The 25235-nt window shown below is 28.0% G+C and carries 20 protein-coding genes; 4 read left to right on the top strand and 16 right to left on the bottom strand.

All coding sequences use genetic code 11. The annotated features are described in order from the left end of the window. Window positions 1-40: 40 nt before the first annotated feature. From KQI36_RS07735 to KQI36_RS07750, 4 genes are all read right to left on the bottom strand, one after another. Window positions 41-733: a hypothetical protein gene (locus KQI36_RS07735; protein WP_216450432.1), complete on the bottom strand. Its 693-nt coding sequence runs from the start codon at window positions 731-733 to the stop codon at window positions 41-43. A 583-nt stretch (window positions 734-1316) separates the two neighbouring features. After that, window positions 1317-1544, bottom strand: a complete 228-nt coding sequence (locus tag KQI36_RS07740) for a hypothetical protein (protein WP_216450433.1) — start codon at window positions 1542-1544, stop codon at window positions 1317-1319. A 332-nt stretch (window positions 1545-1876) separates the two neighbouring features. Next, complete coding sequence (locus KQI36_RS07745; RefSeq protein ID WP_216450434.1) at window positions 1877-2503, bottom strand: response regulator transcription factor; 627 nt, start codon at window positions 2501-2503, stop codon at window positions 1877-1879. Window positions 2504-2559: 56 nt separating this feature from the next. Next, window positions 2560-3681: a sensor histidine kinase gene (locus tag KQI36_RS07750; RefSeq protein WP_216450435.1), complete on the bottom strand. Its 1122-nt coding sequence runs from the start codon at window positions 3679-3681 to the stop codon at window positions 2560-2562. A gap of 586 nt (window positions 3682-4267) precedes the next feature. On the opposite strand from KQI36_RS07750, the gene KQI36_RS07755 reads away from it, so the two are divergent. Both KQI36_RS07755 and KQI36_RS07760 read left to right on the top strand, forming a co-directional pair. Continuing rightward, window positions 4268-5638 carry an aldehyde dehydrogenase gene (locus KQI36_RS07755; RefSeq protein ID WP_216450436.1) on the top strand — a complete coding sequence of 457 codons (1371 nt, stop codon included), beginning with the start codon at window positions 4268-4270 and terminating at the stop codon, window positions 5636-5638. 298 nt (window positions 5639-5936) lie between these two features. Then, window positions 5937-6278 carry a hypothetical protein gene (locus KQI36_RS07760; RefSeq protein ID WP_216450437.1) on the top strand — a complete coding sequence of 114 codons (342 nt, stop codon included), beginning with the start codon at window positions 5937-5939 and terminating at the stop codon, window positions 6276-6278. Window positions 6279-6329: 51 nt separating this feature from the next. On the opposite strand, the gene KQI36_RS07765 is transcribed toward KQI36_RS07760, so the two are convergent. Beyond that, complete coding sequence (locus tag KQI36_RS07765) at window positions 6330-7262, bottom strand: PhzF family phenazine biosynthesis protein (protein ID WP_216450438.1); 933 nt, start codon at window positions 7260-7262, stop codon at window positions 6330-6332. Between the two features lie 960 nt (window positions 7263-8222). Between KQI36_RS07765 and KQI36_RS07770 the strand changes: the two genes are divergently transcribed. Beyond that, complete coding sequence (locus tag KQI36_RS07770) at window positions 8223-8408, top strand: hypothetical protein (RefSeq protein WP_147582285.1); 186 nt, start codon at window positions 8223-8225, stop codon at window positions 8406-8408. 71 nt (window positions 8409-8479) lie between these two features. Here KQI36_RS07770 and murC read toward each other — a convergent pair whose 3' ends face one another. Beyond that, window positions 8480-9862: a UDP-N-acetylmuramate--L-alanine ligase gene (murC, locus tag KQI36_RS07775; RefSeq protein ID WP_216450439.1), complete on the bottom strand. Its 1383-nt coding sequence runs from the start codon at window positions 9860-9862 to the stop codon at window positions 8480-8482. A gap of 1451 nt (window positions 9863-11313) precedes the next feature. Between murC and KQI36_RS07780 the strand changes: the two genes are divergently transcribed. Beyond that, window positions 11314-12534, top strand: a complete 1221-nt coding sequence (locus tag KQI36_RS07780; protein ID WP_010297847.1) for a NupC/NupG family nucleoside CNT transporter — start codon at window positions 11314-11316, stop codon at window positions 12532-12534. A gap of 557 nt (window positions 12535-13091) precedes the next feature. Here the strand turns inward: KQI36_RS07780 and fsa are convergent. The 10 genes from fsa to KQI36_RS07830 all read right to left on the bottom strand — a co-directional run bounded on the left by fsa (window position 13092) and on the right by KQI36_RS07830 (window position 24911). Further along, window positions 13092-13739 (bottom strand): fructose-6-phosphate aldolase, encoded by a 648-nt coding sequence (gene fsa / locus KQI36_RS07785; protein WP_216450440.1) that lies wholly within the window; start codon window positions 13737-13739, stop codon window positions 13092-13094. 102 nt (window positions 13740-13841) lie between these two features. Then, complete coding sequence (locus tag KQI36_RS07790) at window positions 13842-14549, bottom strand: 2-phosphosulfolactate phosphatase family protein (RefSeq protein WP_061996358.1); 708 nt, start codon at window positions 14547-14549, stop codon at window positions 13842-13844. A gap of 24 nt (window positions 14550-14573) precedes the next feature. After that, on the bottom strand, window positions 14574-15542 hold the full coding sequence (locus tag KQI36_RS07795; protein ID WP_216450441.1) for a TRM11 family SAM-dependent methyltransferase: 969 nt from the start codon (window positions 15540-15542) through the stop codon (window positions 14574-14576). A 1542-nt stretch (window positions 15543-17084) separates the two neighbouring features. Then, window positions 17085-17807 carry an ABC transporter permease gene (locus KQI36_RS07800; protein ID WP_216450442.1) on the bottom strand — a complete coding sequence of 241 codons (723 nt, stop codon included), beginning with the start codon at window positions 17805-17807 and terminating at the stop codon, window positions 17085-17087. Between the two features lie 3 nt (window positions 17808-17810). Further along, window positions 17811-18536, bottom strand: a complete 726-nt coding sequence (locus KQI36_RS07805) for an ABC transporter permease (protein WP_216450443.1) — start codon at window positions 18534-18536, stop codon at window positions 17811-17813. Next, window positions 18529-19452 (bottom strand): ABC transporter ATP-binding protein, encoded by a 924-nt coding sequence (locus KQI36_RS07810; protein ID WP_216450444.1) that lies wholly within the window; start codon window positions 19450-19452, stop codon window positions 18529-18531. The genes KQI36_RS07805 and KQI36_RS07810 overlap by 8 nt, the downstream gene beginning before the upstream one ends. A gap of 213 nt (window positions 19453-19665) precedes the next feature. Then, a complete protein-coding gene (locus tag KQI36_RS07815; protein WP_216450445.1) occupies window positions 19666-20589 on the bottom strand; it encodes a sensor histidine kinase in 924 nt (307 codons plus the stop codon). A 2-nt stretch (window positions 20590-20591) separates the two neighbouring features. Further along, a complete protein-coding gene (locus tag KQI36_RS07820; protein ID WP_216450446.1) occupies window positions 20592-21293 on the bottom strand; it encodes a response regulator transcription factor in 702 nt (233 codons plus the stop codon). 596 nt (window positions 21294-21889) lie between these two features. Then, window positions 21890-22822 (bottom strand): tRNA modification radical SAM protein MnmL/YtqA, encoded by a 933-nt coding sequence (gene mnmL, locus KQI36_RS07825; RefSeq protein ID WP_216450447.1) that lies wholly within the window; start codon window positions 22820-22822, stop codon window positions 21890-21892. Between the two features lie 70 nt (window positions 22823-22892). Beyond that, entirely contained in the window at window positions 22893-24911 is a 2019-nt protein-coding gene (locus tag KQI36_RS07830; protein ID WP_216450448.1) for a sigma-54 interaction domain-containing protein, read from the bottom strand. Window positions 24912-25235: the final 324 nt, after the last annotated feature.

Below are 25235 nucleotides of genomic sequence, written 5' to 3' on the forward strand. Positions count from 1 at the left end.
AATTTTAAGTTTACTAATAAATTAGAAATAGTAAATGATGTTAAACACGATTTCTGGCAATTCTAGAGGATACAGTTTTATTATTTTTTATTCTTCTTAAAAAATCTAATTTTTCATCATTATCTCTAAATACTTTTTCAGGTATTAATAATACTTTTTTATAGTTTTTATCAAAAATATATATTTTATCATTATTTTCAAATACCTTATAAATCTCCTCAAAATCTCTAAATACTTTTTCAGGTATTAATAATACTTTTTTATAGTTTTTATCAAAAATATATATTTTATCATTATTTTCAAATACCTTATAAATCTCCTCAAAATAAAATTCATTTTGAGATTTATCTACCATACTTATAAATTTATTTGATTCTATAATTAATTGTCTTTCCATTATAATATTAGGTTTTTTCTTTATAGCATGTTTGTATGCTCTTCTTATTTGATATAAATAAATTTTAGGACGTAATTTCACTACTATAGTAGTGAGCATAATTGCAACAATGGCAGCTCCTATACATGCACTACCTATCTCTATAGCTTCATAACTAAATGACCGCTTATTCATTTCTGATAATATCCATACTATATATGCAATTGACCCCATATAACATGCAAATAAAATTATACTAAAAACTTTTATTTGAAAGATTCTTCCTTTTTTTATCTTGTCTAAAAAACATTGCATTTCTACAAATTCATCAATGGTATTGGTATACTTTAAAACCATTTACTCACCCCTTATAATATTCTCAAATATAATTTTTTCATAAATTTTTAATACTAAATTTATTATATTTTACTATACATAACAACAACTCCTATTATATTTTTTTAACTTTAACCCTTAGAAGCACTATTCTTCGCTAGTTTTTTCTAAATGACATTCCTAAAAACATACTTCTAAAACTATATGTATAGTTCCTAGTGATTGTTTATTCTATAAAAAATGTTTTAATCCTCTTTTGTTAAACTAATACCCCCGAATAATTACTAATCACAAAGATAACCTAAGAAAAGAAAAAGTACCTAAAAGCAATAAAAATCAATAGTTTCCCAGAAACTCCTCCTCAATCACAATCACCAGAGAGTAAGCCCCCCATATAAGCCGAAAAAAAAATTGACCCCCATTGTAAAAAATACTTAGATGCTTTACAAGCAAAACGAACAAAGATTATGTTAATCCTTGTTCGTTTAAACTACTTATATTACGTTTGTAAGTTTTAATAGATATATTCAATTGGTCACATATATCTTTTCTTTTAAGATCTTTTAAGACCTTCGGACAAAAGGTTTTTTATTTTTACCCTTCTTTATGATATTTTATCCTTTTCAGTTAATTTTCCATCTTGTTTTAACTTCCCTTTATATTCTTTTTTAGCTTTTACTACTTTACCATTCTTATTTAGCCTTTTTACTACCTTTTCCCATGGTGGAAGTAGTTCGTTTTGTAGTTCTCTTAAAGTTACTTTTACTCTCTTAAATTCAAAAGAAACTAGTAGCCCAGTTTCCTCCATCATTGTCAATTGTCCTTTGTCCATTGTCAATTTCTTTAAATTTTTTAACTATATTAAGGGACTGGCTAACTTTTTTTATTTATGGTAATTAAATTTAAAGAGTTACTATCTATTTTATGGAACTACATTAGTCGTGCCTGTCCCATTTGTTACGGCTGTACATTTTGAATATAGTTTTAGTTTGTTTTGTCTCTAAAACTCAATTTTTACTCCCTTAAGTTGAAAGAAACTGGATTAATACAGTTTCATCCACAACTCTTAACTCTTACCTTTTAACTCTTAACTAACTACAATTATATTTTTTTAAAACTAATAACAAAGGTTTAATTAATAAATTTGAATTAAAACTTATATATTTATAAGTTTCCTTTTAAATAATATATAGCTATTTGAGTTCTATGTTGTAATCCTGTTTTATTGAGTATTGATGATATATAATTTTTTACTGTTCCTTCTGTTATATATAAATTTGATGATATTTCTTTATTACTAAGTCCTTGTGATATTAATTTTATTATTTCTATTTCTCTTTGAGTAAATAGTTCTTTATCTAATTTTATTTCACTTTTATTTTGAAAATTACACTTTAATCGTTCTAGTACATTATCTTGTATTACAGAATTACCTTTATGAACCATTTTTATAGTGTTTATAATTTCATTTGGTGCATTATTTTTTAATATATATCCCTTTGCACCAAACTTTAATGCGTTGTCTATATATTCATCCTCATCAAAAGTTGTAAGTATAACAACTTTTGTGTTAGTTCTTTCTGTTATCTCCTTTGTAGCTTCAACTCCATTTAATATTGGCATCCTTACATCTAAAAGCGCTATATCAACATTATTTGTCAAAATATAATTTACTGCTTCTTTACCGTTTTCAAAAGTCTCTAATACATCTAATTCCTTATCTGCACTTAATATTATTTTTAAACTTTCTCTTATAAGTAAATCATCATCTGCAATAATTAATTTAAGCATAACTTCCCCCTTTACCTTATTTTAGTTAAAAGTTAAGATTAAATAGTTCTTAACTTTTAACTAACTATAGTTTCCATTGGCATTAATAATATTATTTCAAAACCTTTATAACTATTTATTATACATTTCCCATTTAACTCCATCACTTCTTGTTCTATACTATTTAACCCTATTCCTTTTTTAAAATTTAAATTCCCTATGCCGTTGTCAGCTATTTGAAGTTTAATTAATTTATTAAACACTTCTATTTTTACAGTTATATGATTACCTTCAGAGTATTTTAATGAATTTGTAGAAGCCTCCATTATAACATCTAAAAAAAGCATCCATTGTTTTTTGCTTATCTTTTCCATATCCCCTTTATGAATTACATTAAATGTGAAGTTAGTATTCTGTGTTTTTTCATTTAAAATTAACTTAATTCTATTTATCCCTATTTGCTCATCAGTAGGATTTATTTCTCTTAAAATCTTTCTTATATCGTCCATACCTCGCCTTAATACGTCAATAGTTCCATCTATCATTTCTTTTCCTTTATCCATATCACTATTTAATACAATTTTACATGCTTCCAATTGCAAAAGACTTCCAGCTATAGTATGCCCTACTTTATCATGAACTTTTTTAGATAGTTCATTTCTTTCTTTTAGTTTGTAAGTATATATTGCCTGTTTTCTATACTTACTTTGTTTTTTTAATTTTAGATTCAACTCGTCGATAGTTTTTCGTTGCATTTCTATCTTTAATGGCAAATCATAATTAATACAATTTAATTCCCAATATAATCTATAATAAATAAAATATATAGCTATAAAAATAAACAAAGAAAAAAAATCAATATCTATTTTTAAAAATACTACTATACTACAAATTAAAATTAGCAAGAAAGCATTAGACAACTTAATTAAATATAAAAATTCAATTAAATTTATAAAGAAAAATATTATTGCTAATGGCATTACTGTAATGGAAGTTATAAAAGATATTATAATCCCTGATACTAATAATAATTTTTCTATATTCTCTTTAAATAAATACACACTAAAATTAATTATTAAACATAATAAAAAATATATAACTACATATAATGCTGGGACTTTTCCTTGTATAGATTTAGTAACTATAAATATTAACGCTAAAATTTTAATATAAATATTATAATCATTTATCTTTTTCATACTACACCATTTCCTATTTTTTATAGTAACCTTATTATTAATTCTTTATTTATTATTCCCTTTCCTTTATAACCTTTTAATTTTAAATTTATTGTTTATTAAATTGCTTTTTACTTAATTTATTTTATTTTCTTGAATATACATAAGTTCAATGATATTATTTATTTAATTCTAAGGTATATTATATACTTTATCTTAATAATATACTTTATTAGGTATATTATTAAGATAAAGTACAAATATAGTTAGTTATTGAAAAAAATATTAATTTGTGTTTTCTCATTTGATAAATGAATAAGTTTAAGATTTAATTTGGAATCCTATATTATAGGGAAACAAGCTCCAATTTAAATTTATTCAACACTCTTAAAATATTTTCATACAAGATGAAGTGTTGAATTCTAAGTAATTCAGAGCATATCTCACTATTTTGGGTATCCAAGTTTTGGAATAAGTAGTTTTAAAAGTCAACTTTGAACTCTATAAATAGACTATCTTAAAATTAAATTATTTAAGAGAAGACAAATACTTTGATGGCAAAATTTATGTTTTATAGAATTATAATTTAGGAATGGAGGTTTTGTTTATGGATATAAAAGAACTTGTTGATATTCAACGTAATTATTTTCTTAAAGGTAGTACTCTTACTACTCAATTTAGATTGACTCAATTAAATAAATTAAAAGTTATTCTGCAAAATAATGAACAATTAATACTAGATGCTCTTTATAACGACTTAAAAAAATCTAATTTTGAAGGGTACGCAACAGAGCTTGGCATTGTTTTTGAAGAACTTAATCACACTATAAAAAACTTAAAAAACTGGATGCAAGCTACAAAGGTAAAATCACAACTAGCTCATTTTCCTGCTAAATGCTTTACTTATCCAGAGCCATATGGCGTCACACTTATAATATCGCCTTGGAACTATCCATTTCAACTTTCACTAGCTCCATTAATAGGTGCTATTGCTGCAGGAAACACAGTTATTTTAAAGCCATCTCAAAAAAGTCTTAACACATCTAAAGTTCTTACAAAACTTTTATGTGAAAATTTCCCTAGAGAATTTATTTCTGTTGTTAATGGTGGTAGAGATGCTAATTCAGAACTACTAAATCAAAAGTTTGATTATATTTTCTTCACAGGTAGTGTTCCTGTTGGAAAAGTAGTTATGGAAGCAGCCTCAAAAAACCTTACTCCTGTAACACTTGAGTTAGGCGGAAAAAGTCCTTGTATTGTGGATAATACAGCTGATTTAAAACTAACAGCTAAAAGACTTGTTTGGGGCAAATTTCTAAATGCTGGTCAAACTTGTGTAGCTCCAGATTATTTATATGTCCATAGTTCTGTAAAAGAAGATTTAATAAAATATATAAAACATTATATTAATAAATTTTATGGACTAGATTTTAAAAAATCAAAAGACTACCCTAGAATAATTGATGAACAAGCTTTTGATAGATTAGTAAAATATTTAAACTGCGGTAAAATTGAATTTGGTGGTGAAATTGATCGTGATGAACTTTATATATCACCAACAATTTTAAATGATATAACCTTTAATAATACTGTAATGAACGATGAAATATTTGGACCTATTTTACCAGTAATTGAATTTGATACGTTAGATGAAGTTATTGCTGTTGTAAACTATAGACCAAAACCACTTGCATTATATTTTTTCTCTAAAGATGAAAAAAATATATCTAAAATACTACAAAAAACAACCTCTGGAGGAGTTTGTATAAATGAAACTATAGTTCATGTAGCCTCTTTATACTTGCCTTTTGGAGGTGTTGGTGAAAGCGGAATGGGGAAATATCATGGAATGAATAGTTTTGAAACTTTTTCTCATATAAAATCTATTGTAAAAAAAGATTTTGCTATGGATGTTCCACTAAGATATCCTCCTTTTACTTCAACAAAGTTTGCTAAATTAAAAAAGATATTTAAATAAATATTGATAAAAAAAACTATTAATATATCCAAATTATATTAATAGTTTTTTTAGTTAAGAGTTGTGGCATTTTTTAATCTCTTTAATTAAAAATAAACTGGATTCCAGTTTCACTCTAAACTATAATCTTGTTTCCTATAATTTAAATGAATTTCTAATTTTATAGTATATAATAAAATTATAAAAGTTTTTCTATTCTTTTTTGAAGATGCTTTTAGAAACTCCTATGATGAATGTTTAAATGTAGCAAAGGAAATTCTTTTAATAAAATAATAATTTTAAAATGAGGTTTATATATATGTATGAATTTAAACAGTACAATTTAAATTTAGTAAGTGATTTTGAAATAAAAGTTTTCAAAGATAGGGAATGTGATATTGATTTAATTATTCCTTTAAATAATAGAACGTTAAATCTTATTCTAGATTCTAATAATATTGCCTCTAGAATGCAGTTTAATGAGGTAGAAAGTATCTTAATAAGACTACGTAAAGATGATAATAACATAGGAACCATCCACTTTTTAAAAGATAAAGGCATACATTCTACAATTTGTAACTTTGAAATTGATTATTTTTCTAAAAAGTTGTCTATACTAATTAATGAGTACACAGTTAAAATGAACTTTTTCAAAATCTAACCCCTCAAAGCTAGGTAATTTAGAATTACCTAGCTTTCCCTTTTTATTACATTAAATTTCTAATGGTTTTAACTCTATTTCTTCTTCACCTTCTATATAAGATTTACCACCAACTTTTATAGATATTTTTCCATTAGATATACTTCCTTTTGCTATAATTTCACTTGCATTCCCCATATACATACCTTGACGACAAATTATAGTTTTTTCTTCATGGTCCTTTAATTCATAAAAATTATTTTTAATTAAATAAGCAAGTAATGCCCCATTAGATGTTCCTGTTGCACTTTCTTCTGGTATTCCTACTGCTGGTGCAAAGTTTCTTACAATAAATCTTTCATTATTGTTACTATCTACTGCAAATGCATGAATTCCCACTACTTTTAGCTCTCTACTATAATTTATTAATAAATCATTATCTATTTTTATATTTTTTAAATCCTCTTCATTTTTAATAGGAATTAATATATCTCTAAGACCGGTAGAAACAATTTGTGGTTTCAAATTTTCAAATCCAATTTCATCTTCACATAAATTTAAGATTTTAGACAATGTCTCTTTATTTAAAGACTCATCTGAAAATTCTGGTTCAGCTTGTGACATAACAACCTCTATTTCATCCTTTGAAATTACATCTACATCTAAAATTCCAGCCTTTGTCTTTTGTTTTAAAGAAATATTATTTTGTGGTAATAATCCCATTTTAGCCAATGTGAAAAATGTAGCTATTGTGGCATGCCCACATAAATCAACTTCTTCTGTAGGTGTAAAAAATTTAACCTCATAATCGTAAACTTCTTTATTATTTTTTCTTTTTCTTTTATCCTTTGGTATTACAAATGCTGTTTCAGAAAAATTTAATTTTTTAGCTATAATTTGCATCTCTAATTCATTTATTTTTTCCCCATCCAAAACAACTCCAGCACAATTGCCACCTTTACTATCCTTAGTAAAGGCATTTACCTTATAAACTTTTATCCCCATGTTCTTCACTCCCTATTTTAGTTTTGTATCCCATAAAATTTAGGATTATATTTTCTAGATTTATTATACTATAGACACATATTATAAAACTGTAAATTTTCAGTTGACTACATATTGGATTCATGTTATTATTTTCCAAAATTAAGCCCATTAAAAATATAGATTATTCTAATCAAAGAAATAGATAGTATTTTTCATATTATACTTATCCTTTTCAATATTAACAGTAATCATATTTGTATACATTGTAATTAACAAATAAGGAGATTTATATGAAATATTGGTTTAAAGAAAGTTTAAAATTATTTTTCACAGCAGAAAAAAAGAGATAATTTCTTTTTTCTTAGGAGTAATTATATTATTTATAGGATGTTATTTAAAAGCTCCCCAACTTGAAAATGTGTACACAATAGGCATTTTAACTATGTTAACAATGGTTTGTAGATACAATTTTGTTGCTGATTATATAATTAGTTTAGATATTAAAAACTTAATTACAAACAAAAATATTATAGCTTATATAGTTAGTAAAAATATATTATCTTTTCTAATAACCTTTTTTACAATGTCAACTATTTTTCTATTACAGTTTGTTATTACAAATAAGCTATTTAGCATAAATTATTATTTAACACTTACAATATTAGGTATTTGTGTTATATCTTTAAATAATATTATATTTATTTTTCATAATAAACCTTCTAAATTAAGGTCTAATAATTATTCAGTGAAGCAAAATATAAAATTAGGATTTAAAGATTTAATAGAATCTTTACCATCTTTAATAATAGTGTTTGGAATTTATTATTTTAATCGTTATTTTTATACTATATCCTTTTATCAATGCGTATTAGTACTAGTATTTTCTATTATTTTATTAAAAATTAAATTAGTATCCTTACTAAATGACTAAAGATATTGTATATATTGTTATTACTAAATAAAAAGTGGTAGATGCATATGAATAAGAACAATAAAAGTTTATTTAGGGCTATCTGTCAAATTACATGTTTTATATTAATGCTTGTTACCTCAATATACGGATTTTATCAAAGATTATATTTAGAATCTATCATATCCGGTGCTTTGACTATACTTATTGCATTGAAAATACCAAATAGTATAAAATCTTATAAAAAGCTATAATTTAAAACATAAAAAAAGTTCTATGATAAAACTAATAATAGTTTTATCATAGACCTTTTTTATTTTATTTTTTATAAATTGTTTTCAAGAAACATTTCTCCTATTTTGTAAACATCTCCTGCACCTACTGTTAGGATTAAATCTTCTTCTTTTGCATTTTTTTCTAAATAATCTACTATTTCTTCGAAACTATGAAAATTCTTAGCATCTATTCCTGTTTCTCTTATAGCATCACCTAGTTTAGCTGAACTAACTATTCCTGTGTCTTTTTCACGGGCAGCATATATATCTGCAAGAATTAGATTTTTAGTTCCTTTAAAGCAATTTACAAAATCATCGAATAAAGTTATTGTTCTTGTATAAGTGTGTGGTTGGAAGATTACAAAAACATCTTTATGCGGATAGTTTTTTACAGCCTCTAACGTTGCTCTTATTTCTGTAGGATGATGTGCATAATCATCTACAACATTTATTCCATTCTTACATCCTTTAAATTCAAATCTTCTATGAGTTCCCCTAAAGTTAAATAATCCTTCAACTATTGATTCTTTACTAATGTTTAATGCTAAAGAACTACAAATAACAGACATAGCATTTAATACATTGTGTTTTCCTGGAACATTTAATTCTATAGAAAATAATTTTTCTTCATTTTTATAAACATCAAAAATGCCACAACCTAAATCATTATATTTAATATTTTTAGCTCTGTATTCACCATTTTCTATGCCGAAACTCATTACATTACATTTAGCATCCTTTATAACATCTATAGCATTTTTATCATCTGCATTTACAACTACATATCCATCATCAGGTATTATAGCTACAAATTTTATGAAAGCTTCCTTTACGTGATTTAAATCTCTATAGTAATCTAAATGGTCAGCTTCAACATTTAATATAACCCCTACATATGGATAAAAATTCAAAAATGATTCTTTATATTCACAAGCTTCTGTTATAAAATATTCACTTTCTCCAACTCTTACATTTCCCTCTATAGCGTCTAATTTTCCACCAACTAAAACAGTAGGGTCTATATCTTCTTTTAATCCTACATGAGCCATCATAGATGTAGTTGTAGTTTTCCCATGAGTTCCTGATATAGCAACTCCATATTTATGACCTTTCATAAGTAAACCTAAAAATTCCGCTCTGTTTAACATTTTAATTCCATCATTTTTAGCTCTTATAAGTTCTGGATTATCTTCTGCTATAGCAGCTGTATAAACAACTAAATCTACTCCATCTAAATTTGAACTATTATGTCCAATAAATATTTTAGCACCTAGTTTTTCTAACTTTTCTGTAATATAACTTTGTGATCTATCTGAACCGGATACCTTGTATTCATTTTTTATAAGTATTTCTGCAAGCCCGCTCATGCTCACTCCACCTATACCTATAAAATGTATTGTCATATTTTTATTATCTAAAAAATCAAAAGACATTAAAAACAACTCCTAACTATAAATATAAAAAATTTCCTACTATTAATTTAGTCTTACTCTTCTATCTTCGACACTATAAATTTTAAAATTTAAAATCTACATTATAATTATATACAAAAACCGTAAAAAAACACATCAAATTTGTTTTATATTAACAATACATCAAATTAGTATAGGTAAACAAGCTTCTATATTAAGTTTATCCATCAAATTTTTATTATAACAAGATGAAATTGTAAATCTAACTAAAGCTAAATTCAAAGTTCACAGCCGTAACAAGAAGGACAGGCGTACCAAAGTGAATTTTCCATAAGTTATTTTCACAGTGAAATCATAATGTTATCAATAAAACCTAAAGCAATCAAAGCCGGTCCTTAATATAGTTAATAGTTAACAGTTAAGAGTTCAGGATGAAACTGGACTGACAGTTTCTTTTGAATTAGAAGGAGTAAAATTTGAGTTTAGGAGATTAAACTAACTGAAGATATATTCAAGGTTCGCAGCCGCAACAAATGGGACAGGCACGAAAGATGTATACCCATAAAACAGAGAGTAACTCTTTAAATTTAATTACCATAAATAAAAAAAGTTAGCCAGTCCCCCTTAAAAGAGTTAAGAGTTAAGAAGTAATAGTTAATAGTTTAGGAGGAAAGTGGAGGCCACTTTCTTTTTAATCTAATGATATAATTTGCCTTGCAAATTTATATAAAAGTACGTTTAGCATTAATAGGAACGAAATGACTAGTAATAACCATAACTGTTAACTATTCACTCTTAACTTTTAACTAGAAAAGTCTCTCTTGTTATGGTGCTATAACTTTAATAAATTGCTTACTTAGATTTTGTTTAAAAATACGTTTAGAATTACTAGGAACGAAGTGACTAGTAATAACCATAACTGTTAACTATTCACTTTTAACTTTTAACTAGAAAAGTCTCTCTTGTGATGGCGCTAGAACTTTTGGGAATTGCTTACTTAAATTTTGTTAGCAGAACTAGGTTTAAAAGTACGTTTAGAATTACTAGGAACGAAGTAAGTAGTAATAACCGCAACTATTAACTATTCACTCTTAACTTTTAACTATTAAAGTTCCATTTGTGATGGATGTAGAACTTGGAGGAAGTGATTGGTTAAGAGTTTTACTTTTGCAGATTTAAAAATACGTTGTAACATTTTAACTTTTCTAATTTTTAAAATTAAATTTAATTTTAAAAATTGTTCAAAGTTTTAAACTTCTCTTTCATTAATTTTTTCTATTTTTCATAATAAAGCTTATACTTTAGCCATTTATAATGATTAATTCAAAAATTTTAGGGAATGCTATATCTATATTGCCATAAATATTTTGTTGAAAAATGTATAATTTTATTTTATATTATAATAGGTTTTTAATATATCTCTGCAGAGATGTTCAATAAAAATTGAATACAAATAATGGAGAATAGTGAATATGGATAAATTTATAGGTATTTTAGGAATAATTTCATTTTTACTAATTGCCTACCTGTTTTCATCGAATAGAAAGAAAATCGATTGGAAACTTGTAGGAATTGGTTTATCACTACAAGGTATTTTTGCCTTATTAGTACTAAAAGTTCCACTAGGACAAAGTTTTTTTGCATTTCTTAGTAAGATAATCGATAAACTTTTAGCCTTTACTGTTGAGGGAAGTACTTTCCTATTTGGAAATCTACTAGATACTCAATCTTTTGGTTTTATATTTGCATTTCAAGTATTACCTACAATAATATTCTTTTCTGCCCTTATGGCTATTTTATATCATTTAGGTATAATGCAAATCATAATTTCAGTATTTGCTAAAGGACTTGCTAAGCTTTTAGGAACTAGTGGTGCAGAAACTATTTCTGCTGTTTCAAATATTTTCTTAAGTCAAAATGAAGCTCCACTTATAGTAAAACCTTACTTAAGCAAAATGACTAGATCTGAGTTATTTGCCGTAATGGTTGGTGGAATGGCTACTGTTGCTGGTAGTGTTATGGCTGGATATGTTGCAATGGGAGTTAGTGCTAGTCACTTACTTGCTGCAAGTGTTATGGCTGCTCCAGCAGGACTTGTAATGGCTAAGATTTTAATTCCAGAAACTGAGGAACCTGTAACTAAAGGTTCTGTTGAGTTAAAAGATGAAAAAACAGCTACAAACGTAATTGAAGCTGCATCTAACGGAGCAATGGAAGGTATTCAAATTGCTATAAACGTTGGTGGACTTTTAATTGCATTCGTTGCTTTAATTGCTCTTTTAAACTATATTTTAGGACTTGTAGGCGGCATTTTTGGTGCTGACTTCTTAAGCTTAAACTGGATTTTTGGTAAATTATTTGCGCCTATAGCATACTTAATGGGAGTTCCTGGCCAAGATATCAGCGTTGCTGGAAATCTTTTAGGACAAAAGGTTGTTTTAAACGAATTTGTTGCTTATAGTAACCTTTCACCATTAATAGCTAGTAATGCACTTTCACCAAAAACAGTTATAATCTTAACTTATGCTCTTTGCGGATTTGCAAACTTCAGCTCTATAGCTATACAAATAGGTTCTATAGGAAGTCTTGCTCCTGAAAAGAGAAAAGATGTTGCAAAACTTGGTTTAAGAGCTGTACTTGCTGGTTCTTTATCAGCATTTATGACTGCTACAATTGCAGGATTATTATCTTAATTAAATTAGTCAATCTTTTATAATATATAAAAAAAAAAGATAAACCTTAAATTATAGGTTTATCTTTTTTTTATTCTATAAATTTTTTTCCATAAAACTCCCTTTTTATTATAAAAAAATAGTCTAAATTTAATTATATAAATATTAAATTATCTTAAATTAATATCTATAACCTTATATAAGTTATTCTTCGACAGTATTTATTATTTCATAAAAAAACTGTAGAAATAAACTTATTTACATTTACTCATATTAATGAAAAAATATTAATATACTAATATTTGGAAGTTAGGAGTGGTACTTTGAAAAAGATTCAAACACTTAGGTTCCTTCAAATTTTTATTTTTTTCCCTCTCCTAATAGTTCTTGCAACATATAATATGAATCAAAGAGAGGAAATTTCTTTTATAATGTTATTTACATCTTACACAGTTTTTTATGAAATATTATTACTTAAAAAGCGTAAAAAATAAATAATAATCTTTCCATAAAAAACCCCTAGAAATTTCTTTCTAGGGGTGCTTATGAATAATTAAATAAATAATCATCCTTATTAACTATTTTTTAGGTACTGTTTCCCAATCTTTTAGGAATTTTTCTATTCCTGCATCTGTTAATGGGTGTTTTGTCATTTGTAATAATACGTTTAGTGGAACTGTAGCAATGTGAGCTCCTAATCTAGCTGCTTTTGTTGCATGGATAGGATTTCTTACACTTGCTGCTATTATTTCTGTTGCTATTCCGTGTACATCGAAAATATCAACTATTTCTTCTATTAAGTTCATTCCTTCCATTCCTATATCATCTAATCTTCCTAAGAATGGACTTACATAAGTTGCGCCAGCTCTAGCTGCAAGTAAAGCTTGTGCTGCTGAGAATATTAAAGTTACATTTGTTTTTATTCCTTTTGCACTTAAAACTTTAGTTGCTTTTAATCCTTCCTCTGTCATTGGAAGTTTTATAACTATGTTTTTGTGAATTTTAACAAGCTCTAATGCTTCGCTAACCATTCCTTCACATTCTAAGCTTATAACTTCTGCACTTATAGGACCATCAACTATTGATGTTATTTCTTTTATAACTTCTTTAAAATCTCTTCCTGACTTAGCTATTAAAGATGGGTTAGTTGTAACACCACATATTATACCCATATCATTAGCTCTTTTTATTTCTTCTGTTATAGCTGTATCTATAAATAATTTCATTTATTTAGTTCACACCTTTCATTCTTTAACAATATTATAATTTACATGGTAATTATATCATAATACCTTATAATTGAGAATTCTCACTTTCCAATTGGCTTTTTATGCTTTTATAATTCCATTTTTGTACTCTGGAACTATATCTGTTATATCTTTAGATAAACAATATTCTAAGTCATCTTCCAATCCTAGTTCTAGTATTCTTTTATAGTGTGTTGCTCCCTTTACAAAGGATGTTATATCTTTATTGTTATCATAAATATACAATGATGTTGTCGCTATATCTGTTAGTTTTACACTTATTTTTTCTTTTATTCTTGATATTATGTATCCACTTGTTATAAAGTCATCCATTGAAAACTGACCATATGTTCCTGCATTTATAAATACTACATCTTTATTCTCTTTTACAATTTCATCAGCTACAGCTTGTCCGTTAATCATTGAAGCTATTATTATTCTTTCTGCACACTCTGCATTTTTTATTGCTTGTGTTCCATTGGTAGTTGTCATAATAACAGTTTTTCCTTCAATTACATCTTTAGTGTATTCTAACGGTGAATTTGAATAATCAAATCCCTCTATTTTAAGTGCATTTCTCTCTCCACCTAAAATATATCTACTTCTATCATTTTTTGCAATTTCTATAGCCTCATCAACTTCTTTTACAGGGATTACTTTTTCACAACCATTTTTAAGAGCTGTTACCATAACAGATGTTGCTCTTAAAACGTCTATAACTACAACTGTTTTCCCCTCTATTTTTTCTTTTTTTATGTCACTTGCTGATATTATAATGTCTATGTTCATAAAAATAACTTCCTTTCATATGCTTTATTTACATATTTCTATATACCTTTTAAAATTACCTTTTTTTACACAACATTTATCTATAATTTTAAAACCTTGTGAGATTATATGATTATCCATATCTTCAAAGGTTATAATTATCATTTTCTTTGCAATTTTACGAGCGGTTTTTATAATATCCAACTGGTCTTTAAGTGTTGTTGGTGAAAATAATCCATAAGGAATATCTACAATTGCAACATCAAATTTTTCTTCTATATCATGCATGTTTCCAATTGTTATAACATCTTTATAACCAAAAAACTTAAGATTTTTCTTTGCATTTTGCCCTATAGGTCTGCTTATTTCATAACCTTTAATATTTAAATCAAGTGAGCTTGCTTCTATAACAACAGTTCCTATACCACAACAAGGGTCAACTAACTTACTTTCAAAATTGTTTTCAATTGCAATATTAACTATAGCTCTAGACATTCTTACACTTAATCCATTTGAGTACGAATATGGTTTTTCATCGTGTATATGCCACTCATAATCATTCTTTTCATATTCACCAAATATCCATCTATCACCTATCTTACTTACCCCTAAAAGCACTTTAGGAGACTGTAAATTAGGGTATCCCTTTATAACAAATCCAACCTCTTTTAATGCATTAAGCCTCTCCTGATAAGATAATGGATCATTTTGTATAGCTTTAACATAACAAACTTTAAACTGTTCATAGGCTAACTTATCTTCAATAATTTTTTCAACTATTTCTTCTAAAGTATTTGCTGAATATATTATAGATATTTTTTCTTTTATAAAAGGACTTCTAGAAGGATTTACGCAGTTATTAGAAAAAATAAATTTTTCCTTTGATATATCATTAAAAATGCACTTCATTTCTAAATTACATAGTTCTTCTTCATATGTAGGATAATTGATAACGTAAAAATATTCTTTACTTTTATTTTTGTCTATTTCATTTTCCATAATTAAATCCATCATTTAAACACGTCCTTTTCACACCTTGATTGTAGTATTTTAATTTTATAAAGTCAATTAATATACCTTTATTTTCCTAAGTGGTTATTACTACTTACTTCGTTCCTAGTAATTCTAAACGTACTTTTATATAAATTTGCAAGGCAAATTATATTAATAGATTAAAAAGAAAGTGGTTTCCATTTTCAACCACCATTGTCAAATGTCCATTGTCAATTTTTAAAACACTCTACCTCAACTAAATAAGCATCTATCCTAAGTCATACCTCCATAACAAGAGGGACAGACGCGTAATTGGCTACTTTGCTATTCTTTGTGCTAGATACTTTTGCTGATTTTAGTTTCTCTCCAATAGTACTCGAAGTCGGTCCCGAACAGCTACGCAGCAAAGCTGCTATTTTAGGACCGGCTTTGATTGATTTAGGTTTTATTGATAATCTTTCGATTTCACTGTGAAAATAACTTATGGAAAATATATTTTGATACGCCTGTCCTTCTTGTTACGGATATAAACTCTGAATATAGCTTTTGTTAGTTTAATCTCTCAAGCTTAGAATTTACTCCCTTTAATTCCAAAGAAACTGGCAGTCCAGTTTCCTCCATCATTGCCAAATGTCAATTGTCCATTGTCAATTTTCTAAAAATCTCTACCTCAACTAAATAAGCAATTATCCAAGATTTTTACGCCATCACAAGAGGGACAGGTTCATTTACGGCTATTTTCTTTGCTTAAACTGTAGATTCCACAATTGCTCTATTTCCACAATAAAATAAGCAAAGAACCAGTACCCCTATTTGGATTTTAGTGAAATTTCCAAACAAGCAATTACCCCTAGCGTTGGCTCCATCACAAATGGGACTTTATCAATTAAGAGTTAAGAGTTAATAATTAATAGTTATGGTTATTACTAATCACTTTGTTCCTAGTAATACTAAACGTAATTTTATATAAATTTGCAAAGCAAATTATATTTATAGATTTAAAAGAAAATGGTTACCACTTTCCTCCTAAACTCTTAACTGTTAACTTTTAACTATTAACTATCTAAGGGACTGGCTAACTTTTTTTATTTACGGTAATTAATTTTAAAGAGCTACTCTCTATTTTATAGAATTAAATTAGTCGTGCCTGTCCCATTTGTTACGGCTGTAAACTTTGAATTTAGCTTTTGTTAGTTTTATTTCTCAAAGTTAAAATTTACTCCCTATAATTCAAAGAAACTTGTAGTCCAGTTTCCTCCATCATTGTCAAATGTCAATTGTCAATTTTTAAAACACTCTACCTCAACTAAATAAGCAATTATCCAAGATTTTTACGCCATCACAAGAGGGACTTTTCTAGTTAAAAGTGAACAGTGAATAGTTAACAGTTGTGGTTATTACTACTCTCTTTGCTCCTAGTAATTCTAAACGTACTTTTATATAAATTTATAAATCAAATTATATCATTAGATTAAAAAGAAAGTGGTTACCACTTTCATCCTGAACTATTAACTTTTAACTATTAACTATTAACTATCTAATGCCCTACGTCTAAGCCTATGACTAATTTTTCTCAATATATTTGAAACGTTTCAGTATAAAAACAGAAAGGCAACCACATAGTAACAAGACTATACTACTTCCTATCCGACTTTGGGCAGTAACATCAGAGTAACCGGAAACCCCAAATACTGCTGAAATAGGATAAAATGTTTTTAGGGTTTTTGACCTACATGCAATTATTCCAGCAAAAGAATAGATTTCAGTTAGTACTAATGCAATCCAATGTCCTTTTTTCATATATGATACCAAAGCAATAATAGGCGAGATAACAAGGAATACTCCAACACCTTGAAGAAAATATATTTTAAGAAAATCTAAAATCATTCCTACCGATAAATCATAAAAATGTAATATTGCCTCAGTGAAAAATGCTATTGCAAAGAGCAGCAAATAAATGAAAATGCTGAATAAAAAAGTAATAATCATTTTTGTAGCAATTAATTTTGTTTCATTTATAGGAATAATTAACAAAGATTTTATAGTGTCCTCATCTTCTTCACGACAAATCATATAGCTTCCCAAAAGAGAAATGAGTGCAGGAATAATAAAAATTGTTGCCAAAGGCTGAGCCATAGTCATATACCATCCTGCACTGTCTATATCATGTGTAAACCATCCCTCTATAAAAACAACACCTGCTACCATAACTGTTGCAAAAATTGTAATCCAAACAATATTTAAACGGCGAATCTTTTGGAGTTCAGCCCAAAATAAATTTCCCATTATTTACACCTCATTTCTTTTCAATGCCATATTTGCAATAAATACTGCAATAATATCCCAAACGCAAATACAAAGAAACGCTAACGGAACGTTACTTCCTTGTGACGACCAACGGGGAATATCGTTATTTCGCCCGATTATAACTGTCATACTGGATAAGGGATGTATATACATATTTACAAGCATTGTGAAAATTGGGAAAAAAGCATAAACCAAGGTGATAGAAATTGGGAGAACATATCCCTTTTGCCATGAGGTTATTGCTAAAATCGGCAACATTGCAAAAGCAATAATAACACCAATTTCTAAACATTTTTTCAGCAAATATAATACGCTCCACCATTCAAATACCACATATCCTGAAAGCACACTAACCATAACGGAAGCTACGAATGTAATTAGCATAAAACAAATGGAGTAAACCAAAACCACAAAAAATTTACTAAAAAGGTATCCCATTTTGCTGATAGGAATAATCCAAAGTTGTTTGAGCGTATCATACTGATTTTCTTCGTGCATAAGCATGGTACTAAGTATTCCCAAAATAACAGGTAAGATAATGATAGGAGTAAAATTTAATGCTGACCATCTATAATACTCTCTCGGGTCAACACCTTTACCCACAAAAAATAGTGCGAAAAACGGCATAATGAGAGCAGCTAACAACATGAGCCAAATAGTCTTTTTGCGGCGCAGTTTAAGAAATTCTGTTTGAATAAGGTTAAGCAATGCCTTCACCTCCTGTAATTTTTTTGAAATATTCCTCTAAGGTATCATGACAAAGCACCGAACTAATAACAGTTACATTCTGCATTACAAGGGCTCTATTGATTTTTCCTATATCTAAAGTAGTGTCATAAAGTCGTAGAGTTTCATCATCTTGAACAGAATAATCTTTCAAATTGAATTCTCGTTCTAAAATTAGTGAAGCTTTCGGAATATCTGAAACTTGCAACATGATATAGCTGCGGTTTTTCTTTTCCAGTTCGTTCATGCTACTTTCTTCTAAAAGAACACCATGGTCAATAATTCCAATATCATCAGCCAATAATGAGATTTCCGAAAGAATATGACTGGAAATAAGGATTGTTTTTCCATGCTCAACGCTCAATTTTTTGATAAAATCTCTTACTTCTGCAATGCCAATAGGGTCAAGACCATTTGTAGGTTCGTCCAAAATCAGTAGTTCTGGGTCGTGCATAATAGCGTTAGCAATACCAAGACGCTGCTTCATTCCAAGAGAATACTTACTAAACAACTTTTTATCTTTATAAGGTAATCCTACTACTTTCAATGCATTTTCAACTGCGTTCGGGGCAACTGTACCACGTAGCTTCGCAAAAATTTCTAAGTTTTCTGTTCCTGTCAAATTTGGATAAAAACCTGGTGTTTCGATAATAGCACCGATACGGGGATACACTCGTTTTTCTCGACCTTTAATATTCTTTCCAAATACATCAACTTCGCCGGAGGTGATTGGAGTCAACCCTAAAATCATTTTCATGATAGTGGTTTTACCTGCTCCATTACGTCCTAATAATCCATAAATACGTCCTTTTTTTACATGGAGGTTCACTGAATTAACTGCTGTCTGCTCTCCATAAATTTTCGTCAATTGTTTTGTTTCAATTATAAAATCATTCATATTAAAATCTCCTTACTTTCAATACCCTTGTTTTCCCAATATAATAACCGGTATGACGGTAGAATCACTTACAATTAAAAGTATAAATCATCAACCTTGCCATAACCTTGCCGTAATCTTGTTCTTTCCTTGCTTTTAGGCACTTCAAAAGAAATAGAAAGTCAAAGCTTGTGCCTTATTATTCACCCAAAAAAAGCCCTGCCTAAGACAGAGCTATAGAGCTTTTGGTAAAATAATAGTGAATGTTGTAGATCCTTTTAAAGTACTTTCAACGTCAATGGTGCCCTTATGAACAGATACAAGTTCTTTCGTGATAGACAATCCAAGTCCTGCTCCTGCAGTCATTCGAGATTTATCCCCTCGATACATTCTTTCAAAGATATGTGACAATTCATCACTCGGTATACCTATTCCGTTATCTGAAACCTTTACCGTGACTTGGTTTTCATCTTCGTATAAATCAAATACAAGTTTTGTGCCTTTACTATGAGCAATAACATTTTGAAAAAGGTTGTTCAAAATTCGAGTATAAGAATTTATATCAATTCGAGCAAGACATTCCCTTTCGGGAATATTAATTTCATAGTCGAAATTATTATTTTCTATAACAATAATCCAATCGGCAGCAATGCTACGAGAAAGTTCGTTAACATCGCACACTTCAAAATGAAATAGTTGTTCTCTAGCATCAAGTTTTACCCATTCAAAAAGTCGTTCTGTAAACTCTTTTAGACTGTATGCTTTACCAATTGCAACTTCGATATATTCGTCCTTTTCTTTCCCCGTGACAATGTTTTTTTCTATCGCTTCCAAGTAACCTACAAGAGATGTCAACGGTGTTTTAACATCGTGAGAGAGACTTGTCATCAAGCGTTTATATGCCTGCTCAGATTGCCTTTGACTTATAAGCGTTGCTTGCATATTTGTGGTAATTGCATTTAAGTCATAGCAAATCTGCCTTGCCATGTCATTTTCTCTTGTAAGTATTTTGCGGTTTAAATTTCCATCTTTAATGTCCGTTACAGCTTCTTGTATTACGCTGATTTGCTGTTTTGTTCTGTATAGTTTTGAACCGAGATAAAAAACAATAATTAGTAACATACCTGATAAGATTATAAGAAATTCAGTAAGCCCCATCTTTAAGCCTCCCTATTAAAGCGATACCCAACGCCTCTGACAGTTTGAATATAAAAAGTATTATCGGAGCTTGGTTCAATTTTCTTTCTAAGCTTGCTTATAAACGACATGATATTGCTACCATCAAAAGCATAGTCATCCTCCCAAACTTGTGTATAAATCTGTTTTTTTGTATAGACACGTCCTTTATTATTAGCTAAAAATAATAATAAATCAAATTCTTTTCCTGTTAAGTCAATTTGTTCATCGTTTACACAAACAATGCGATTATCTATATCTATTGTCATACCTTTAAGGATTAAATGCCCTTTTTGTGTATTGGATGTGTTGTTAAGTGTTGTAAAACGACGTATAAGAGAGGTTACCCGTGCAGTCAATTCATTGATACTAAAGGGTTTCGTTAAATAATCATCCGCACCTGTTCTCAGACCTATTATTTTATCTTCTTCGCTGTTCTTTGCAGTGAGCATTAAAACAGGCACATTGCTTATTTCTCTCACCTTTTTTAAGATACTAAATCCGTCTAAATCGGGTAACATCACATCAAGAATAATAAGAGAAAGATTGTCTTTGTTTTCGTCCAAAACTTTAAGTCCCACGCTACCGCTGAATGCTACGAGAGTAGACATCTCTTCATTATCCAAACACTTCTTTATAAGTGAGCAGAGCTCTTTATCATCATCAATCATCAGTACGGTATTCATTATTTATCACTTTCCTTTTCTTTTTTCAATCTGCCATCATTCCACTTCTCAGTATCTTTCAGTATCATCTAACTTCTTACTTATAATCTAATACATTTTATTAATGAAACAATTCAAGTTTAAACAAATTTATATATTATATATGGAAACAAGCTCCAATTTAAATTTATTGATTAAATTTTTGTTATCAATTAAGAAAAAATAAGTACAAATATAATTAGTTAATAGTTAAGAATTAAGAGTTAAAAGTAATGGATGAAACTGAATAGTCAGTTTCTTTCAATAACTGTTAACTATTCACTATTAACTCTTAACTGTAAAAATCATGCATTTACTAACTCTTAACTAAAATAAACTGCTAACTATTAGTATGATGTTAATCTTAAGTTTTCTCATTTGATAAATATAGGGAAACAAGCTCAAACTTAAATTTATTCAATAACCTTAAAATATTTTCACACAAGATACAGTGTTGAATTCTAAGTGATTCGGAGCATGTCTCACTATTTTAGGTATCCAAGTTTTGGAATTGATAATTTTTAAAGTCAACTTGGAACCCTATACATAAATTTAAAGTTCATTTTAGAACTCCATATTTAGATTTTTTTGAAATTCTTTCCTTGGTATAAATCTTTTTCTTTTAAATTATTGTCTATAGCATTTAAAACTTCCCACTTTTTAAGACTCCACATCGGCCCTATTAAAAGATTACGAGGTGCATCTCCTGTTAATCTATGTACTACCATATCTTTCGGCAATAAGGTTATAGCTTCACAAATTAAATCTACATATTCTTCTTGTGTCATAAATTCAACCATACCATTTTCATATAGTTTTTCTAATGGTGTATTTTTCATTACATGTAATAGGTGTAATTTTACCCCTTGTATACTGGTGTTAGAAATATATTTTATTGTATTTATCATATCTTCTCTTGTCTCTTTTGGTAGACCAAATATAATATGTGCTACTACATCAATATTTCTCTTTCTTAATTCATTGACAGTGTTTTCAAATGTTTCTAATTGATATCCTCTATTTATTAATTTTGCTGTTTCATCCTTAGAACTTTGAAGACCAAGTTCTACCCAAGTATATATTTTCTTTGAATATTCCTCAATTAAATCAAAAATTTCTTTATTAAAACAATCTGGTCTTGTAGCAATTGCAAGGCCTACAACATTTTGCTGACTTATTGCTTCTTCATATTTAGCTCTTAAAGTTTCTACATCTGCATATGTATTAGTGTAGGCTTGAAAATAAGCTATGTATTTTCCATCTTTCCACTTTTTACTCATCATTTCTTTTATATCTTCAAATTGCTTAGTTATAGAAAAATTTCTATTACCAGCAAAATCTCCAGACCCTCTTTCTGAGCAAAAAACGCAACCTCCTTTGCTAACTTTACCATCCCTATTGGGACATGAAAATCCTGCATCTAAAGAGATTTTAAATATCTTCTCCCCAAATTTATTTCTTAAAAAGTAGTTTAAACTATGATATTTTTTACCATTCCAATCTTTACTCATATCTAATCCTTTCATGTACATCTTTTTTCAATAAAAATAAACTTAAATATTTTTTACTTGCTTATAACCTTTATGATAAAATTTCTAACACTTCTTTTACACCCTTTTGAGTTAAAATTGTTCCTCCACGGCCTTTTCTAACAATAATAAGCTCTTCAGCTAATAAATTATTAAGTGTTTTTCTTACCTCATTTTCCGTTATAAATACACCTTTTTCTTTAGCTTTATCTAATATATTTCTACGACCAATACCTTTTAATTCTTTTCTACCTTCATATAAACATTTTAATACAAAGGTTCTACAATCTATTGAATCATCAAATTCAATGTCTTTTGATGTTTCTTCATCTTCTCTTTCAAATATTCTTTTCAAATCTTTAACTTCGATTTTATCTTTTTCAAGATAAGCCAAATATTCAATGCAGTTTCCAAGTTCTCTTAAATTGCCTTCCCATTCATAGCTCAACAAAAATTCTTTTGCCCCATCAGATAATTCATACTCTGCATCTATTTTCTCTTTTATATAATCAAACAATATTAATATATCATTTCCACGATGACGTAATGGCGGTATTTTTAATGGCAAAACATTTAATCTATAATATAAGTCATCTCTAAACTCGCCTTTTTTAACTAAATATTTTAAATTTTTATTAGTTGCAGCTATAATTCTTATATTAACGTGAATAATGCTTTCTCCGCCGATTCTCATAACTTCTCGTTCTTGAATAACTCTTAACAAACGACTTTGTAGCTGTAATGGCATTTCACCAATCTCATCTAAAAACACAGTTCCATTATGGGCTATCTCAAACATACCCATTTTTCCGCCTTTTTTAGCACCTGTAAAGGCACCTTCTTCGTATCCAAAAAGCTCACTTTCAAGAAGATTATCAGGAATAGCTGCACAATTAATAGCTACAAACTGATATTTTTTTCTACCTGATGCATTATGAATAGCTTGAGCAAACAATTCCTTTCCAACACCTGATTCTCCTGTAATTAATATAGATGAATCTGATTTAGACATTTTTCTAGCCATCTCTTTTGTATCAATAATACTTTTACTTTCCCCAATTATATCTTCAAAGGTATATTTTGCTGTATGACCTTTTTTAAGTAATTGAGTTCTTAGCTTATGCTGACTCTTTTCCTTTTCTTCAAATATGTTAGCAATTATTAAAAAACCATTTATATCTCCTGAAGTTTTAACAGGTACAGCTTGAAAAGAAATATGCTTATTATTAATACTTGTTAACTGTTGATCAATTATAATCTTTTTTTCAATAGCTTTTCTAATAGCAAAGTGATCAATAATGTCTACTACATTCATCCCAACACTTTTTGAGTTTAAACTAAATATCTCAGATGCTTTTTTATTTAATGAAATTACTACTCCGTTCACGTCTGTAAGAATAATTCCCTCATCTATAATATTTAGTAATTCAAAAAATCTACTTTCTAATATGTTGGCTCTATCTAGTAGCACAGAAACTCCACAATATGGTGTTTTTAGATTTTTAAAATGCTTTGTGAATCTTTCTTCTCTTAATAAATGTTCACAACCTATCTTTATAGCTATATCACTTAATGTTGTTATATCTAAAGTTCTATGCCCTATATCAATAACTTCCTTAACAAATTTAGGCACCTTATCTTTCTCTCCAGGTGTTAATGCAATACCAACCTTAGGAATTTTATTTTTTCCTGGATAGACAGGTATAAAATCATATTCAATTAACCCAATTTGTCTAAATAGCGCCAAGGTTTCTAGAGCCATTTCCGGACTATAATTTACTAACAGCACCTGAGAAGTTGGTGGTATTTTTATAATTTTTTGATATTGCTCTTCTGTTATGGTTGTGCTTAAAATAATTACATTTGAATCCTTTGGGATATATTTTTTAATTTCTACATATATGGAATAAAGAGAAATTAAAAATACATCTGCCTCTATTACATGATTAATTCTATCATTGTCATAAGAATAAGTGTCCACAATAATATCATCTAAAAATAAACTTTCTAACGTTTTTTTATGTAATTTTGCTACAGATAAAAAATTTGTTACAACTGCTATTCTCTTCATAACTTATCCTCAACTTTACTAAAATCTATTTAATTATGCCTTAATATGTTCATTTTAATATGAAATTAAGTATATTGCAAAATCCAATAGTTATTATTAAGGTTTTAATAGGTTAAATGGGTATAATTAACCCCATTTAACCTATTTACCTTTTTATTTTTCCCCAAAAATTTATTTAAATCTCTTGAAAATATTTTATTGCTAGCTAACGCTTATTTTAGTTAAGAGTTAAGAGTTAATAGTGAACAGTTGTGGTTATTTTTATCAACTAATAACAAGAATTTGATGTATAAATTTAAATTAGAGCTCGTTTCTATATAATTT

Source organism: Clostridium senegalense (genome assembly GCF_018916625.1).
Taxonomy (GTDB): domain Bacteria; phylum Bacillota; class Clostridia; order Clostridiales; family Clostridiaceae; genus Clostridium_J; species Clostridium_J senegalense.